This is a genomic window from Nocardiopsis sp. CNZ308 (assembly GCF_004217075.1).
On sequence record NZ_SHKJ01000001.1, the window covers coordinates 4255882 to 4272651 of the forward strand.

14 protein-coding genes and 1 pseudogene are annotated in these 16770 nt (G+C 73.2%); 13 read left to right on the plus strand and 2 right to left on the minus strand.

The window, feature by feature from the left end; genetic code table 11:
- Positions 1-370: 370 nt before the first annotated feature.
- From EV372_RS18355 to EV372_RS18415, 13 genes and pseudogenes are all read left to right on the plus strand, one after another.
- A complete protein-coding gene (locus tag EV372_RS18355) occupies positions 371-3613 on the plus strand; it encodes a sensor histidine kinase (RefSeq protein WP_197044446.1) in 3243 nt (1080 codons plus the stop codon).
- A 232-nt stretch (positions 3614-3845) separates the two neighbouring features.
- Positions 3846-4247 (plus strand): roadblock/LC7 domain-containing protein, encoded by a 402-nt coding sequence (locus EV372_RS18360; protein ID WP_017565654.1) that lies wholly within the window; start codon positions 3846-3848, stop codon positions 4245-4247.
- Positions 4248-4345: 98 nt separating this feature from the next.
- On the plus strand, positions 4346-4762 hold the full coding sequence (locus EV372_RS18365; protein ID WP_223839293.1) for a DUF742 domain-containing protein: 417 nt from the start codon (positions 4346-4348) through the stop codon (positions 4760-4762).
- A gap of 34 nt (positions 4763-4796) precedes the next feature.
- Positions 4797-5390 carry a GTP-binding protein gene (locus tag EV372_RS18370; RefSeq protein WP_013151867.1) on the plus strand — a complete coding sequence of 198 codons (594 nt, stop codon included), beginning with the start codon at positions 4797-4799 and terminating at the stop codon, positions 5388-5390.
- 121 nt (positions 5391-5511) lie between these two features.
- On the plus strand, positions 5512-7158 hold the full coding sequence (locus EV372_RS18375) for a DUF885 domain-containing protein (RefSeq protein WP_130398988.1): 1647 nt from the start codon (positions 5512-5514) through the stop codon (positions 7156-7158).
- A 209-nt stretch (positions 7159-7367) separates the two neighbouring features.
- Positions 7368-7943, plus strand: coding sequence for an HIT family protein (locus tag EV372_RS18380; protein ID WP_130396974.1), 576 nt, complete (start codon positions 7368-7370; stop codon positions 7941-7943).
- Between the two features lie 287 nt (positions 7944-8230).
- Positions 8231-8860, plus strand: a complete 630-nt coding sequence (gene pgsA, locus EV372_RS18385; protein WP_019606993.1) for a phosphatidylinositol phosphate synthase — start codon at positions 8231-8233, stop codon at positions 8858-8860.
- Between the two features lie 49 nt (positions 8861-8909).
- A pseudogene (locus tag EV372_RS18390) lies at positions 8910-9788 on the plus strand (phosphatidylinositol mannoside acyltransferase); the annotation flags it as partial.
- 269 nt (positions 9789-10057) lie between these two features.
- Positions 10058-11257, plus strand: coding sequence for a glycosyltransferase family 4 protein (locus EV372_RS18395; protein ID WP_130396976.1), 1200 nt, complete (start codon positions 10058-10060; stop codon positions 11255-11257).
- A gap of 124 nt (positions 11258-11381) precedes the next feature.
- Complete coding sequence (locus tag EV372_RS18400) at positions 11382-11885, plus strand: hypothetical protein (RefSeq protein WP_130396977.1); 504 nt, start codon at positions 11382-11384, stop codon at positions 11883-11885.
- Between the two features lie 182 nt (positions 11886-12067).
- Positions 12068-12979 carry a pyridoxal 5'-phosphate synthase lyase subunit PdxS gene (gene pdxS / locus EV372_RS18405; protein ID WP_019606997.1) on the plus strand — a complete coding sequence of 304 codons (912 nt, stop codon included), beginning with the start codon at positions 12068-12070 and terminating at the stop codon, positions 12977-12979.
- Between the two features lie 112 nt (positions 12980-13091).
- A complete protein-coding gene (gene pdxT / locus EV372_RS18410; protein WP_130396978.1) occupies positions 13092-13700 on the plus strand; it encodes a pyridoxal 5'-phosphate synthase glutaminase subunit PdxT in 609 nt (202 codons plus the stop codon).
- Positions 13697-14446, plus strand: coding sequence for a YebC/PmpR family DNA-binding transcriptional regulator (locus EV372_RS18415; protein WP_130396979.1), 750 nt, complete (start codon positions 13697-13699; stop codon positions 14444-14446). Before pdxT ends, EV372_RS18415 begins: the two co-directional genes overlap by 4 nt.
- 8 nt (positions 14447-14454) lie before the next feature.
- Here EV372_RS18415 and EV372_RS18420 read toward each other — a convergent pair whose 3' ends face one another.
- Both EV372_RS18420 and EV372_RS18425 read right to left on the minus strand, forming a co-directional pair.
- The gene (locus EV372_RS18420) at positions 14455-15327 is read right to left on the minus strand and encodes an alpha/beta fold hydrolase (RefSeq protein WP_130396980.1); all 873 of its coding nucleotides are present in this window, start codon (positions 15325-15327) and stop codon (positions 14455-14457) included.
- 167 nt (positions 15328-15494) lie between these two features.
- A complete protein-coding gene (locus EV372_RS18425; protein WP_130396981.1) occupies positions 15495-16754 on the minus strand; it encodes an NAD(P)/FAD-dependent oxidoreductase in 1260 nt (419 codons plus the stop codon).
- Between the last annotated feature and the right edge of the window lie 16 nt (positions 16755-16770).

The following is a 16770-nucleotide window of genomic DNA, read 5'->3' on the forward strand; positions in this document are numbered from 1 at the left end:
CGAAGCGAGTCCTTCGCGCCCATTGGTACGCTATCCACCGCACGCGCACCTACGGAGATCTTCGGGTGCGCGGCTCCTCTCATCCCAGGCGAGTCCAGCGGACAGTCTTCACATCTCCCCACATTCCCGCCGCTTCCGGCTCGGCGGACCACCTGGTCTGTACCGATTTCCCCGAAGAGCCTTCGGTTGGAGCGGTCGACCCTGGGGTCCAACCAGCCGCCCGAAGCGGTGACACGAAAGGTTGCGAGGGTCCGTGTCGACACGAGCGACGAAAAACGGGGCCGGCGCGCAGAGCGAGGCAGCGCAGGCCGAACATGCCGATGCCACGCCCAAGCGCAGAGCCGACTGGTGGCGGCCACGTAACTGGCGGGTGCGCTCCCGACTGGTGGCCCTCATCGTCATCCCCACCGCGGTAGCCCTGGCACTCGGCGGCCTGCGGGTCTACGAGGCGGCGGTCTCCACCGTCACCCACGCGCACATCCAGGACCGCGCCGAGGTCGGCGTCCTCATCGTGGAGCTGGCCAACCAGCTGGGCCACGAGCGCAGCGCCAGCGCGGTCTACATCTCCGACAACGCCGACCCCGCGCGGCGCTCGGACGAGCTGCGCCAGCGGATGGAGGAGGAGCGCGACGCCTCCCGCGACCTCCAGCAGACCCTCACCGCCCGCCTGGACGACATGGGAGAGGTGGACACCGAGACCGCCTCGAGCCGCCTGTCCAGCATGCGCAGCCAGCTCTCCACGCTGGACGCCCTGCGCACCGAGGTCGACGAGACCCGTATCACCGTCCTGCCGGTGGTCACCAAGTACCGCACGATCACCCGCTCGCTGGCCGAGTTCAACCAGACGATGGCGGACGAGACCGGCGACACCGACCTGCGCGAGAGCGTGCGCACGCTGACCGCGCTCTCCACCGCCCGGGACCAGCTCTCCTACGAGACCGCGCTGATGGGCCACTCCCTGGCCCGCAACACGATGACCGGCGGTATCGCCGAGGCCATCGACTCCGCTCGCGCCCGCTACGAGAGCGAGATCTCCAACTTCGTCCAGGCCGCCTCCGAGGAGCAGCGGCAGATCTTCGACGACAACTTCACCGGTCTGGAGGTCAGCCAGGTCTCCACGATGCGCATGCGCGTGATGTACCGCGCCGACCGCGGCGACGACCTCACCGGTGTGACCGCCAACGACGGCCCCGAGGACTACCGCGAGATCGCCGACGTGGCACTGGGACGCCTCCAGACGGTCGAGGAGGGCATCGCCCAGGGCATCGCGGCCGACGCCAACACCCTGCGCGACGAGGCCATGGGCCGCGCCCTGATCGACCTCTTCGTCGTCGCGGCCGTGCTCCTGGCGGTCTTCGTCCTCACCTCCCTCGTGGTCCGCTCCCTGGTGCGCCCGCTGCGCGCCCTGGAGGACGGCGCGCGCCGGGTCGCCGAGCGCGACCTGCCCGACGCGATCAACCGGATGCAGGAGGCCGGGACGGTCCCCGAGAACGTCAAGGTCACCCCGATCGAGGTCGACACGCACGACGAGATCGGCGAGGTGGCCCGCGCCTTCGACGACGTCCACCGCGTCGCGCTCACCCTGGCCTCCGACGAGGCCGCGCTGCGCAGCAACGTCAACGCGATGTTCGTCAACCTGTCCCGCCGCAGCCAGACCCTGGTGGAACGGCAGCTGCGCCTCATCGACGGTCTGGAGCAGTCCGAGCAGGACGCCGACCGCCTCTCCGACCTGTTCCAGCTGGACCACCTCGCCACGCGCATGCGCCGCAACAACGAGAACCTGCTGGTCCTGTCCGGCCAGGACAACACCCGCAAGTGGGCCCAGCCCGTCCCGCTGGTCGACGTCCTGCGCGGCGCCGTCTCCGAGGTCGAGCAGTACGAGCGCGTCAACGTGCGCGCCCCCTCCCACATCTCGGTGCTCGGCCGCCCCGTCAACGACGTCATCCACCTGGTCGCCGAGCTGGTGGAGAACGCCACCTCGTTCTCCCCGCACGACACCGAGGTCCTGGTCAGCGCCAAGACCCTCGACAACGGCGGCGTCCAGGTCGACGTCACCGACAGCGGCATCGGCATGGCGCCCGAGGACATGGCGGCGATCAACGCCCGCCTGGCCGCCCCGCCGGTCATCGACGTCGCGGTCTCGCGCCGCATGGGCCTGTTCGTGGTCTCGCGCCTGGCCCACCGCCACGGCGTCAGGCTGCGCCTGGAGGAGGCGCACGGCGGCGGAACCACCGCGCACGTCATCTTCCCGCCGGACCTGCTGATCACCCCGGTCGAGGGCCAGCACGCCCTGGGCGGAGCGGACAGCCGTCCCGAGCTCACCTCGGGCGCGCCCAACACCTACGCCGACGCCGAGGCGGCCTTCGCCTCCACCCCGGCGCCCGTCGAGCCGAACGACCCCTGGCAGACCCAGGAGAGCGGCAGCGTCCCGGGCGACCTGGGCGGCCTGCCCAGGCGCCAGGCCACCGGTTCCCACACTGAGGAGCACCCGCCCAGCGGCCAGGACCTGTGGGGCAACACCGGCACCGGTTCGGTGTGGGACACCACCAGGGGAGCCGGGACCACCGGCACCTCCTCCGGCGGCGCCAACGGCCGACCCGTGGTCGACCCCTACGACGCCTCCGAGGACGACGAGCCCCAGCGCCCGCAGCCCGAGACGGGCGGACGCAACTTCTTCGACCCGAGCCCCCGCGGCGACTCCTTCGGCGGCGGCTCCGTGGGCCGCTCGACGGACACCGGGTCCTTCAGCAGGCCCTCCGACACGGGCTCCTTCCGCCGTCCCACCGGCGACACGGGCGAGTTCCGCCGGCCCGACACCGGCGCGTTCCGCTCCACGGCGAACGAGTCCTACGACGCGTTCGGCGGCGCCGGCGCGCAGTCGGGCGGCCACACCGGAGCCCCCGCCGACAACGGCGCGTCCGCGGGCAGCGGGGCCTTCTCCGGCAACGGCCCGGGCCACGCGTTCGACGGCCGCGACACCGGCACCCACGAGCGCCCCGCGTCCCGCGAGCGCGACGACAACACCGAGACCTTCCCGGCGATCCCCTCGTCCCAGGACGGCGGCAACTGGCGCTCCGGCGGCATCGACTCCCGCGAGGGGTACGGCTCGACCGCCTACCTCTCCCGCCGCTACGGCGGCGCCCAGGGGCCGAACAACACCGTCGTGCCGCCCACCCCTTCGGGTGAGGAGAGCGACTCGCTGCCGATCTTCGACGCGATCGAGTCCAACTGGTTCAAGCGCCGCACCGGCGGCCCCACGGTGGACACGACCGAGACCGGCCCGATCCAGCAGGTCCCGGCGGCCCAGGAGCAGCGCTCCCCGGCCAGTACCGACCAGGCGCCCCGTTCCACCCAGGAGTGGACCTCCGAGGCCGACCGCGGCTGGAAGGCCGCGCGGACCGCGGCGGAGCCCAAGGCGGACGGACTGACCCCCTCGGGCTTGCCAAAACGCGTTCCCAAGGCAAACCTTGTTCCGGGGACGGCGCCCAAGCCGGAGAACTTCAAGCAGATGCCCACGCGCAGCGCGGACCGCGTCCGCAACCGCTTCTCCGGCTTCCAGAAGGGCGTCCGCGAGGGACGGGACCGACTCGGGGAAGGCTCGACGGAGGGGTGACCTCAGTGGAACCTGGCGGGACGGGGTCCCCCTTAATCCCGGGGGCTGGATGCAATAGCATCTACCGAGCTTCTCGGACGCGTCTTACCCACAGCTCGACGAGAGCAGAACACCAGACTCCCGGCCACCCCCACGGGAGGGGCCGGGCAGTTCGTAGAGGCAGTGCTGTCACATGCCGTGCCGGCGGTAGCAGTGCCCAGAGACCAGCCGGCGAAACTGGACAGGAGATCAGATGAGTCGACAGGTGAATGAACTCAACTGGTTGATCACTGACTTTGCCGACCGTGTCCCCGATGTCGCCCACGCGATCGTCGTCTCCTCTGACGGCCTTCCGTTGGCCTCGTCGGCGGGCTTCCCAACGGACCGGGCCGACCAGCTGGCGGCCATCGCCTCCGGTCTGTCGAGCCTGACGCAGGGTGCTGCCCGGGTGTTCGAGGGGGGAGCGGTCGCCCAGACCGTCGTGGAGATGGAGCGGGGGCTGATGCTCATCATGGCCATCAGCGACGGCTCCTGCCTGGCGGTCCTGGCGTCGGCTGAGAGCGACCTGGGTCTGGTCGCGTACGAGATGACCCTGCTCGTCGAGCGGGCGGGGCGGGCGCTGACACCAACGGCGCGCACCTCGGGAATCCACTGAACCACCACCGACAGGAGGAAGTGGTGGCACCTCACAGTAGAGATGCCGGGAGCGCCTCGTGGTTCGGACAACAGCCGAGCGGTCCCCCCACGGGGGGAATGCCGGCGGTTCCGGGCGGCGGAGATGTTCCCCGACCAATCCAACAACCATACGACCAACGATCCGCTGCGGGGAGCGCGCCCAGTTCTCTGGTCCGTCCCTACGCGGTGACCAAGGGCCGCACCAAGCCGAAGTCTCAGCTTCCCCTGGAAGCCCTGATCTCGGCCACCGCGGCGGCCCGCAACGAGTCTGGGACGCTGACGCCCGAATGGCAGGCGATCAGCGACCTGTGCCGGGAATGGCGTTCCGTGGCGGAGATCTCCGCGCTGTTGCGGATGCCGCTCGGTGTGGCGCGGGTGCTTGTGGCGGACATGTCCGAGCAGGGACTGGTCCAGATCAGGTCCTCGCTCAACAACGACGCCCGTCCCAACACCAACCTGCTTGAAAGGGTGCTCAGTGGACTTCGCAAGCTCTAGCCCAGCCGAGGAAGGCGGTGCTGGGGGGAACGCGATGACGTCGGTCAAGATCGTCGTCGCCGGGGGCTTCGGTGTCGGGAAGACGACATTCGTTGGCTCCGTCTCCGAGATCGTGCCGCTGACCACCGAGGCGGTCATGACCAGCGCCAGCGTCGGGGTGGACGACCTCGCAAAGACGCCGGACAAGCAGACCACCACCGTGGCGATGGACTTCGGCCGAGTCTCCCTCGACTCCGACCTGATCCTGTACCTGTTCGGCACCCCCGGACAGCACCGGTTCTGGTTCATGTGGGACGACCTGGTCAAGGGCGCCATCGGTGCCGTCGTCCTGGTGGACACCCGCCGTCTGGCGGACTGCTTCCCCGCGATCGACTACTTCGAGGAGGCGCGTCTGCCCTTCATCGTGGGGATCAACGGGTTCGACGGCTACTACCCCCACGCGGCCGACGAGGTCCGGGACGCGCTGACGCTCAGCCCGGAGATCCCGATCGTCCAGGTGGACGCCCGTGACAAGGCCTCCACCAAGTCGACGCTCATCACCCTCGTCGAGCACGCCATCACGGTGGGGGACCCCGAGGGCGCGGCCGGACAGCCCACTTCCACGGGCGGCCAGAGCTCCTGGCGCTAGGAGGGCCACCCGGGCCGGGGTCCCGCACAGAGCACGGCCCGGTTCCCGTCGGACGGGAACCGGGCGTCCGTGCTGGCATCATGGCGCCATGAGCTCTTCCTCCCAGCCCGACCCAGAGGCGATGACCCGGCGGTTCCGCGAGGTGGCCGAGCGCGTGCTCGACTCCCTGCTCCACGACGCCCCCGAGTGGGCGCTGGACCTGGGCGACACCCGTGGCGCCTCCCGTCTGTCCGACCACTCGGCCGAGGCCGACGTGCGCCGCGTCTCCGTGCTCACCGACGCCCTCGGATCCCTGGACGAGATCGACCCCGACCTCGTCCCCGCCGGCGACCGGGTCGACCTGGAGGTGCTGCGGACCCGCGTCAGCGCCGACCTGTGGCACACCGCGGAACTGCGCCCGCACACGTGGGATCCGCTGCTGTACTCGCCGGGAGAGGCCCTGCACGCCCTCGTGGAGCGCGAGGTCCTGCCCCTCCCCGAACGCCTGTCGGCGCTCGCCGCGCGCTGCGCGGCCCTGCCCGACCACCTCGCCACCGCGCGCTCGCGCCTGTCGGAGGGCCCCGGCATGCCCCGCGTGCACGTGGAGACGGCCCTGGCCCAGGCTGCCGGGGCCCGCGCCATGCTCACCTCCGACGTGCCCGCCCCGGCCGAGGGAGCGCCCTCCGCCCTGGAACCGGCCCGCGAGGCCGCCCTGGCCGCCGTGGAGGAACACGCCGCCTGGCTGCGGGACCGTCTGGAGACCGCCACCGCCGACCCCCGTCTGGGCGAGCGCGACTTCGCCGCCCAGCTCTGGTACACCCTCGACTCCGAGCTCTCGCCCGAGGCGCTGCTGGTGCGCGCCGAGAGCGACCTGCTGGCCACGGAGGAGGCGATCGCCGAGGCGGCGGCCGAGTACCTGGGCGGGGCGCGCCGCCGCGAGGGGGTGGCCGAGGCGCTCGCCGAGCTGGCCGCACGGGGCGCCACCGACGCGGGCACGGTCCGCCCCGTCTGCGCCGACGCCCTCCTGCACCTGAACGAGCGGGTGCGCGCGCTGGACATCGTGACGGTGCACGACGACCCGGTCCGGATCGTGCCGATGCCCGAGGCCCGCCGCGGGGTGTCGGTGGCCTACTGCGAGCCCCCCGGCCCCCTCGACCCGCGGTCCGGGGAGCAGCCGACCCTGGTCGCGGTGGCACCGCCGCCGGAGGACTGGCCCGCCGAGCGCCGGGAGTCCTTCTTCCGCGAGTACAACGCGGTCATGCTGCGCGACCTCATGGCCCACGAGGCCGTGCCGGGGCACGCGCTCCAGCTCGCCCACGCCGCCCGGCACGAGGGCGGCACCCGGGTGGGCCGGATCCTGTGGAGCGGCACCTTCGTAGAGGGCTGGGCGGTCTACGCCGAGGAGGTGCTGGCCCGCCACGGCTGGTCCGGCGACCGGCGCGAGGACCTGGCGCTGCGCCTGGTGCAGCTCAAGATGCGCCTGCGGATGATCATCAACGCGATCCTGGACGTGCGCCTGCACACCGGCGACCTCACCGAGGCCGAGGCGATCTCCCTGATGACGCAGCGCGGACACCAGGAGGAGGGCGAGGCCGTCGGCAAGTGGCGCCGCGCCCAGCTCACCAGCGCCCAGCTGTCCACCTACTACGTGGGCTACGCGGAGGTCTCCGACATCGCCAGCGACCTGGCCCTGGCCCGGCCCGCGCTCACCGAGCGCGAGCGCCACGACGCGATGCTCGCCCACGGCAGTCCGCCCCCGCGCCACCTGCGCACCCTGCTGGAGCTGTAGGGACGCGGCCACCCGACCGGACGGGCACTCCGGCCGCCCTCCACGCGTTGGCACACCGGCGGCCGCGGCGGGCACGACCGGTCCCCGCGGATCCCCGCGGGCGCCCGCGGAGTTGTCCACAGGCCGGGCGGGTCCGGCCCGCGGTCGCCATCGCGCTTCTATGCTGGAGGCGCGAGAGAGTACGGACAGGCGACGGAAACGGACGAGCCATGCGCGGTGCCGACGACGAGCACGGGGACGTTCCCGGCGACCCTCCCGCCGTGGGGACGGGAAGCCCCGACGGCTGGGAACGGCTGTGGACGCCGCACCGCATGGCCTACATCAAGGGCGAGGGCAAGCCCAGCGGCTCGCGCCCCGAGGACGGGTGCCCCTTCTGCCGCGCCCCCGGGCTGTCCGACCCCGAGGGCCTCGTGGTCGCCCGGGGCAAGTCGGCCTACGCGGTCCTCAACCTCTACCCCTACAACAGCGGCCACATCCTGATCTGCCCCTACCGCCACGTGTCCGACTACACCGCCCTGGACGAGGAGGAGACCGCCGAGGTGGCCGCCCTCACCCAGGAGGGCATCCGTGCGCTGGGCGCGGCCTACGGGCCGCAGGGCTTCAACGTCGGCATGAACCTCGGCGGCGCGGCCGGTGCCGGGATCGCGGCCCACCTGCACCAGCACATCGTCCCCCGCTGGGGAGGCGACGCCAACTTCATGCCCGTGATCGGCCGGACCAAGGTGCTGCCCGAGATGCTGGAGCAGACCCGGTCCAAGCTCGCCGCGCACTGGCCCAGAGAGTAGGGCGCGCCCCACGGGAGCACGCGACACGCCCCCCGGAGGCCGCCCCGGCTCCCCACGAGCCCACCCGTCCGGCCCCGCACGCCCGGCCCGACCCGCACACCCAGTCCGTCCCGTCCATCCGAGCCCGCACGGCCCGACCCCGAGCCGTTCCACCCGTGGGGTCCCCACTCCCGCGGTCGGGCTCCCACCTCCTCGGTGGGGTCCCCACTCCCGCCGGTGCGGTTCCCACCTCCATGACCGTTCCCGCCCTACGATTCCAAGAAGACATGCTGAGAATCCTTCGCCCCATGGTCTCCCGGGTCACCACTCCGCTCGGCCGGAGTCTGGCCCGCCTCGGCCTCACACCGAACATCGTCACCATCGTCGGCGCCCTCGGCGTCGTCGTCAGCGCCCTGTTCTTCTATCCGCAGGGACAGCTGTACGCCGGGTCGGTCGTCGTCACGGTCTTCGTGCTCTTCGACATGCTCGACGGGGCCGTGGCCAGGGCCCGCGACAGCGCCAGCGCGTTCGGCGCCTTCCTCGACTCCAGCCTCGACCGGGTGGCCGACGCCGCCATCCTCTCCGGGCTCCTGTGGTGGTTCATCGGCGAGGGCGACGACCCCCTGCTCGCCGGACTCACCCTCTTCTGCCTGGTCAGCGGCTTCATGGTGTCCTACATCAAGGCGCGCGCCGAGGGACTGGGCGTCAACTGCGACGTCGGCGTCGCCGAGCGCACCGAACGCCTGGTGGTCATCCTCGTCGCCGTGGGCCTGGGCGGCCTGGACGTGCCCTACGTGCTCGCGGGCGGTCTGTGGCTGCTGGCCGCGATGAGCCTGCTCACCGTCCTCCAGCGCCTGGTGGAGACCCGCGCCCGCCTCAACGACCCCGACTACGTCGAGGGCGCCGCGGGGACCGGCGAAGCCAACGGCGGAGCCTGAGCGCACGAGGGGACGGCGAAACGGGCAGAACGGGAAACGGGGACACGACGTGGACGAACGCACGGCCGACCTGGCCTACACGGCGGGGTGGGCGATGATCCGCCGCACGCCCGAGCGCGCGGGGCGGGCGCTGTTCCAACGCCTGGCCGACCGCTCCTGGCGCGCCCACGACGAGAGCACGCGCGGCCTGGAGCGCAACCTGAGGCGCCTGGTCGGCCCCGGGGCCACGGACGCCCAGCTGCGCGCGCTCTCCCGCGCGGGCATGCGCTCCTACATGCGCTACTACTACGAGATGTTCCGCCTCCCCGCCATGAGTGAGGAGTACGTCCTGGGCCGGACCCGCGTCACCGGGATCGAGGTCCTGGAGGAGCACGTCCGGTCGGGCCGCGGCGTGGTCGCCGCCCTGCCCCACATGGGCAACTGGGACCACGCCGGAGCCTGGATCGCGCTGAGGGGCACCCCCCTGACCACCGTCGCCCAGCGGCTGCGCCCCGAGAGCCTGTTCCAGCGCTTCACCGCCTACCGCGAGTCCCTGGGCATGGAGGTGCTGCCGCTGACCGGGGGCCCGAACACCGTGGGCACCCTGGCCCGGCGGCTGCGCGAGGGCGGACTGGTGTGCCTGCTCGCCGACCGCGACATCAGCGGCACCGGCCTGGAGGTGGACTTCTTCGGGGAGCGTGCGCGCGTGCCCGCCGGGCCCGCCGCGCTGGCCCTCAACACCGGCGCCGCCCTGATGCCGGTCTCGCTGTGGTACGACGGCCCGTACTGGAACATCCGGATCCACGACGAGATCCCCGTCGCAGGGGGAGCCACCCGCGCCGAGCGGGTCCAGGCCACGACCCAGGAGCTGGTCCGCGTCTTCGAGGGGGCGATCGCCGAGCACCCCGAGGACTGGCACATGCTCCAGCCGGTGTTCAGCGCCGACCACGCGCGCGTCTCGCGCGAGGCGACCGCGGAGACCGCCGTGCCCGCGGGGACGGACGAGAGCACCACGCCGGGAGGGGCGGGCGACGGCACAGCACCGGGCGGCGCTGTCCGGGAGGGCCCGGGCAACGGCACGGTGCCGGACGACGGCGTGCCGGGAGGGGCGGGCGACGGCACAGCACCGGGCACGCGGGGCGGGTTCCCCGCGGAGAACGGGGTAGGGGCCCCTCAAGGCAGCGGGGCGAGGCCCCCCGGACGAGACGAACGGAACGGGTGACCGTGGGCATGCGGGTCGGCCTGGTCTGCCCCTACGCCTGGGACGTCCCGGGCGGGGTGCAGCAGCACGTCGGCGACCTCGCCGAGGCGCTCATCGGCATGGGGCACGAGGTGTCGGTACTGGCGCCGGTGGGCGACGCGGACACCGGCGCCCTGCCGGACTACCTCGTTCCCGCCGGAAGACCGGTCCCGGTGCCCTACAACGGCTCGGTGGCCCGGCTCACCTTCGGCCCCAGGGCCGCCTCGCGGGTGCGCCGGTGGATCGCCGAGGGCGGGTTCGACGTCCTGCACATCCACGAGCCGTCCGCGCCGAGCGTCTCGCTGCTGGCGTGCTGGGCGGCCGACGGCCCCGTGGTGGCCACCTTCCACACCGCCAACCCCCGGTCGCGGGCGATGGCGGTGAGCTCCCCGGCGCTGCGTTCGGCCCTGGAGAAGATCAACGGCCGCATCGCCGTGTCCGAGGCCGCCAGGCGCACCCTGGTCGAACACCTGGGCGGCGACGCCGTGCTCATCCCCAACGGGGTCGCGGTGCGCAGGTTCGCGCACGCCGACCCCCTGCCCGGCTGGCCGGGGGAGGGCGGCTCGATCGGTTTCCTGGGACGCCTGGACGAACCCCGCAAGGGGCTGGGCGTCCTGCTGGAGGCCTTCGCGCTCATGGCCCCCGAACGCCCCGGCCTGCGCCTGATGGTGGCCGGGCCCGGCGACGCCTCGGCGGCCATGGAGGCCGTCCCCGGGCACCTGCGCGAACGCGTCGTGCTGCTCGGACGCCTGGACGACGCCGACAAGGCGCGCGCCTACCACTCCGCCGACGTGTTCTGCGCGCCCAACCTGGGCGGCGAGAGCTTCGGCATCGTGCTGACCGAGGCGATGGCTTCCGGAGCGGCCATCGCGGCCAGCGACATCCCCGCCTTCGCCGCGGTCCTGGACGGCGGGGCCGCCGGGGAGCTGTTCGCCGCGGGCGACCCCGCCCACCTGGCTGAACGCGCCGGTGCGCTGCTGGACGCACCCGCGAGGCGTGCCGAGCTCTCGTGTGCCGCCCGCCGCGCGGTGCGCGCCTACGACTGGGACACCGTGGCCGCCGACGTCGCCCACGTCTACCGGACCGTCCTGCTGTGGGACGGGGACGGCCACTCCGCGGGGGTGCGCCTGGACGGCGGGCCCCGGGCCACCGCCCTGCTGCGCCGGGGGACGACGTGACCGCGGCCGCCTCCCGGGCACCCGCCCCGGTCCTGCGCGCGCCCGCCCCCGCGGAACGGGGTGAGCGGCCCTGACCGAGGACGTCCTCTTCGCCGCCACCGTCGTCGGCATCCTCCTGGCCCTGGTGCTGTTCGGCTTCTACCTCTCCTGGCGGGCCACCCGCCTGCACCGCCTGCACCACCGGGTCGACACCGCCCGCGCGGCCCTGGAGGCCGCGCTGGAGCGGCGCCTGGACGCCGCGTCAGCGCTGGCCGCAGCCGACGGCACCGACGCCACGCGCGCCCTGCCCGGGGCCGCCGAGGCCGCCCGGGGGGCGCGCGACCGGCAACGCGAGCTGGCCGAGAGCGCGCTCTCGCGCACGCTGCGCGCGGCACTGGAATCTCCGGGTCCCGCTGAGCGTTCCAACATGCTGCGGCCCCACCTGATCGAGGTGGAGGCCGCCGCCAAGGGCGTCCACATGGCCCGCACGTTCTACAACGGCGCGGTCTCCGACACCCGCCGCGCCCGCCGTTCCCGGCTCGTCCGGACGTTCCGCCTGGCGGGCACGGCGCCCCTGCCGGACTTCTTCGAGATCGACGACCAGCCGCCGCGCATCCCGCTTCTCCCCGTCGGCCCCGACACCCCGTAGATACGGGCCCCGGCAAAACACCGATCTGGCCAAAACCCTCGAAAGGGGGTGGAAGTAGGATGGGGGGCTGGTCGACCAGGGTGCGCGGCGCCGACGGTGTCCGCGTACCGCCGCGTGGGGCCGCCGACTCCGCTGCCCGAGAGCAGCCCTCAGCAGAACCGAGACAACGGGAGTCCACCACCGTGGCCAACAACGCACCGAACACCTCCGACAACGCCGTCGGCACCGAGCGTGTCAAGCGCGGCATGGCCGAGCAGCTCAAGAACGGCGTCATCATGGACGTCGTCACGCCCGAGCAGGCCAAGATCGCCGAGGACGCCGGAGCCGTCGCGGTCATGGCGCTGGAGCGCGTCCCCGCCGACATCCGCAGGGACGGCGGTGTCGCCCGCATGTCCGACCCCGACATGATCGACGGCATCGTCGAGGCCGTCTCCATCCCGGTCATGGCCAAGGTCCGCATCGGCCACTTCGTCGAGGCCCAGGTCCTGGAGTCGCTCGGCGTCGACTTCATCGACGAGTCCGAGGTCCTCACCCCGGCCGACGAGGCCTACCACATCGACAAGTGGGCCTTCACCGTCCCCTTCGTGTGCGGGGCGACCAACCTGGGCGAGGCGCTGCGCCGCATCGGCGAGGGCGCGGCCATGATCCGTTCCAAGGGCGAGGCCGGAACCGGCAACGTCGTCGAGGCCACCCGCCACATGCGTTCCATCCGCGGCGAGATCCGGCGCCTGGGCACCCTGGACGAGGCCGAGCTGTTCGGCGCGGCCAAGGAGCTGCGCGCGCCCTACGAGGTCGTCAAGGAGGTGGCGGCGCTGGGCAAGCTCCCCGTCCCGCTGTTCTCCGCCGGAGGCGTGGCCACCCCGGCCGACGCCGCGCTCATGCGCCAGCTCGGCGCCGAGAGCGTGTTCGTGGGCTCGGGCATCTTCAAGTCCGGTGACCCGGCCAAGCGCGCCGACGCCATCGTGCAGGCCACCCTGCACTACGAGGACCCCGCGGTCATCGCGCGCGTGTCCCGCGGTCTGGGCGAGGCCATGGTCGGCATCAACCTGGACGAGCTGTCCGACTCCCAGCGCTACGCCGGCCGCGGCTGGTAGCCGCCGCCCGGCGGACGCCTCCCGCGTCCGTCGTGCGGGCGGCGGGGCCGGGCGCGGCCCCGCCGCCCGCACACGGCAGAACACGAGCCTACGTCCACGAGTGAGGCCGTACTTGACCGCGACACCCACCATCGGCGTCCTCGCCCTCCAGGGCGACGTCGCCGAACACCTGCGCGCGCTCCAGGCCCTGGACGCGCACACCGTCAAGGTGCTCTCCCCCGACCAACTCGACGCCCTGGACGGGTTGGTCATCCCCGGCGGGGAGTCCACCACCATGTCCAAGCTGGCCGTCCGCTACGGCCTGATGGAACCGCTGCGCAAGCGGATCGCCGCGGGGATGCCCGCCTACGGCACGTGCGCCGGGATGATCATGCTCGCCGACCGCATCCTGGGCGGGACCGCCGACCAGCAGACCGTCGGCGGGATCGACATGACGGTGCGCCGCAACGCGTTCGGACGCCAGACCGAGTCCTTCGAGGCCGCCGTGGACATCGACGGCCTGGAGGGGGACCCCTTCGACGCGGTGTTCATCCGCGCGCCCTGGGTGGAGTCGGTCGGGCCCGGGGCCGAGGTGCTCGGCGCAGTGCCCGGCCCCGACGAGGCCGGTAGGATCGTCGCCGTACGGCAGGGCGGCCTGATGGCCACGTCCTTCCATCCCGAACTGACCGGCGACACGCGCATCCACCGCCTCTTCGTCGACATCGTGAAAGGACATTCATGAGCGGCCACTCCAAGTGGGCCACCACCAAGCACAAGAAAGCCGTCATCGATGCCAAGCGCGGCAAGCTCTTCGCCAAGCTGATCAAGAACATCGAGGTGGCCGCGCGTACCGGCGGTGGAGACCCCGACGGGAACCCCACGCTCTACGACGCCATCCAGAAGGCGCGCAAGAACTCCGTACCGCTCGACAACATCGAGCGCGCCCGCAAGCGCGGCTCCGGCGAGGAGGCGGGCGGCGCCGAGTGGCAGACCATCATGTACGAGGGCTACGCCGCCGGTGGCGTCGCCCTGCTGGTGGAGTGCCTGACCGACAACCGCAACCGCGCCGCCTCCGAGGTGCGCGTGGCCGTGTCCCGCAACGGCGGCAACATGGCCGACGCCGGTTCGGTCTCCTACCTCTTCAACCGCAAGGGCGTCGTCATCGTGCCCAAGGAGGGCACCACCGAGGACGACGTGACCCTGGCGGTGCTGGAGGCCGGTGCCGAGGAGGTCGAGGACCTGGGCGAGTCCTTCGAGATCGTCTGCGAGGCCACCGACCTGGTCGCCGTGCGCACCGCGCTCCAGGAGGCGGGCATCGAGTACGACTCCGCCGAATCCAGCTTCCTGCCGACCATGGAGGTCCCGGTCGACGCCGAGACCGCCAAGAAGGTCATGCGGGTGGTGGACGCGCTTGAGGACTCCGACGACGTGCAGAACGTCTTCACCAACGCCGACATCCCCGACGAGGTCATGGCCGAGCTCGGCTGACCCTCCGGTCAGGCGACCTCCCGCAGCAGGTCGCGAACGCGCGCGGGCGCCTCGTGGAGTGCGAGGTGGCCCGCGCTCGCGATCGTGCGCACGTCGGTGCCCAGCAGTCTGCGCACCGCACCGCGCAGCAGCGCGGGGGTGAAGACGCGGTCGTGGGCTCCGGTGGCCACCGTGACGGGTGTGCCCGACCAGTCCCGGAAGTCCTCACCCCGCAGTATGCCCGGGACCGGGCTGGGGCGGCAGTGCCGCCCGACCAGGGTCGCCCACTCCGTGAGCGGGTGGGTCGCTCCGCCCGCGGCGACGGGCCCGCTGAGCAGGCCCAGGAGCCGCGAACTGGTCCGCTCGCCCGGTGAGAGCCGCCAGGAGAACGTGGCGCGCAGCCTCTCGCCGTCCATGACGGGGGCGGCCAGGCCCGCCGGACCGATCAGCACGAGCCCCGCCACCAGCGGCGAGGGCATCGCCGCCAGGGCGGCCGCGGCGCCCGTCGAGTGCCCGAGCAGGATCACCGGTTCGGTGGTGACCTGGGGTAACAGCGCGTCCAGCCAGGCGCCGTAGGCGTCCGCCCGGCCGAGCAGGGGGCGCCGGGAGTCGCTCGTGCCCGGGTGTCCGGGCAGGTCGGCCAGGAGCACGGTCCGGTCGGCGCGCAGCACCCGCGCGGTCGCGACCAGGTTCGCCGACCCCAGGAGGGCCCCGGACAGCAGCAGGACGGGGGTCCCCGGCCCGCCCGGGAGGACGTGCACCCGCGTGGCGCGTCCGGCGGAGGTCACCGCCCCCGGCGAGCGCAGGTCGCGGGCCCCGCCCAGTGCGCGCTCGCACCAGGAGCGCACCGCGATCTCACCGGCGTCGGACCGGTAGACCCGGGTGAGGGACAGCGTGGACATCGTTCACCTTCTCGTGACAGGGGCGTCTCCGCCGGAGAGCCGGGACGCGGGGCGGGGCGCGGGAAGGAGCCGGAGGGCGGGTGGGCCCGTCCACCGGCTCCGCGTTGGGGATCCCGCACGGAAGGGCCGGTGCCCCTCGGGGACATCGGCGCCGGCAGCGGGGGGTTTCAGCGCAGCGGGTCGAGCGCCTCCAACGCGCCCGGGCGGACGCCGGTCGTGATCTGCTCGGCCAGGAGGCCGCCGGTGACCGGGCCGTGCGTGAGCCCCCACATGCCGTGGCCGCCCGCGACGAAGACGCCGGGGGTGCGGGTGGCCCCCACCAGGGGCACACCGTCGGAGGTGACCGGCCTGGGCCCCACCCAGGCGTCGGTGCGCTCCTGCCAGCGCACCCCCCTGAGGTAGGGGCTGGCCGAGCGCCCGATGGCCTCGACCCGGCGCGGGTCGAGCGCGTCGTCGGGGCCCCGGAACTCCATCGTTCCGGCGACCCGCAGCGCCCCCTGGTAGGGGGTGCACGCCACGCGGGCCTCCGGCAGGTAGACGGGTCCGGGCACCGGCTCGTCGGTGGGGACGGTGAAGGAGTAGCCCCTCCCGGCGCGGACCCGGGCGCGTACGCCGTGCTCGGCGGCCAGCCGGTCGAACCAGGCGCCCGTGCACACCGCGACCGCGTCGGAGCGCAACCGCTCGCCGTCGCCGGAGACGGCGACGACCGCGCCGCCCTCCCGGTGGACGCCGACCGCCTCGAACCCGGTGCGCACCTGACCGCCGCGCTCGCGCACCGAGGCCGCCAGGTTGCGGACGAGGGTGCCGGGGTCCACGTGGCGCTGCCCGTCCAGGCGCACCGCCGCCCCCACGGCCCCCGAGGCGTGGGGGAGGACCTCGCGGACCGCCGCCCCGGTGAGGGCGGTGTGGCCGACGTCCAGCCCCGAGGCCGCGATCCGGTCCAGCTCGCGCAGGAGCGCGACGGCCGAACGCGGGGACCGGAACAGCGCGGTGACGGGTGCGGAGACCTCAGTGGTCTCCACGCCGCCCTTGGCCAGGGCGTCGAAGGCGTCCAGGGCCCCGGTGTTGAGGGGCAGGTTGGCGCGTACGGCCCTCTCCCAGGCGTCCCAGCGGCAGTGCGCGGCGAAGCGGGCCAGGAACAGCCACAGGTCCGGCGAGGGGGTCAGCGGAACCGACAGGGGCGCGTCGCGGTCGAGCAGGGAGCGCAGGCCGTAACGCAGCACGCCCGGCTCGTTCAGGGGGATGGCCAGGCCCGGCGAGAGCCACCCGGCGTTGCCCCAGGAGGCCCCGGAGCAGACCCCGTCCCGGTCCACGACGGTGACGCGGACGCCGCGCTCCTGGAGGAACCAGGCCGTCGACAGGCCGACCACCCCCGCGCCCACGACCAGCACGTGCTGGACCCCGCCGACACGCCCCACGTCCGCCATCGCGCCCGTTCCCCCT

What these genes read in the sequence shown, in the direction of transcription:
- EV372_RS18360 (WP_017565654.1), top strand. Translation starts at nt 3,846, where the DNA reads ATGAGTCGACAGGTGAATGAACTCAACTGGTTGATCACTGACTTTGCC.
- EV372_RS18365 (WP_223839293.1), top strand. Translation starts at nt 4,346, where the DNA reads ATGCCGGCGGTTCCGGGCGGCGGAGATGTTCCCCGACCAATCCAACAA.
- EV372_RS18370 (WP_013151867.1), top strand. Translation starts at nt 4,797, where the DNA reads ATGACGTCGGTCAAGATCGTCGTCGCCGGGGGCTTCGGTGTCGGGAAG.
- EV372_RS18375 (WP_130398988.1), top strand. Translation starts at nt 5,512, where the DNA reads ATGACCCGGCGGTTCCGCGAGGTGGCCGAGCGCGTGCTCGACTCCCTG.
- EV372_RS18380 (WP_130396974.1), top strand. Translation starts at nt 7,368, where the DNA reads ATGCGCGGTGCCGACGACGAGCACGGGGACGTTCCCGGCGACCCTCCC.
- pgsA (WP_019606993.1), top strand. Translation starts at nt 8,231, where the DNA reads ATGGTCTCCCGGGTCACCACTCCGCTCGGCCGGAGTCTGGCCCGCCTC.
- EV372_RS18415 (WP_130396979.1), top strand. Translation starts at nt 13,697, where the DNA reads ATGAGCGGCCACTCCAAGTGGGCCACCACCAAGCACAAGAAAGCCGTC.
- EV372_RS18420 (WP_130396980.1), bottom strand. Translation starts at nt 15,327, where the DNA reads ATGTCCACGCTGTCCCTCACCCGGGTCTACCGGTCCGACGCCGGTGAG.
- EV372_RS18425 (WP_130396981.1), bottom strand. Translation starts at nt 16,754, where the DNA reads ATGGCGGACGTGGGGCGTGTCGGCGGGGTCCAGCACGTGCTGGTCGTG.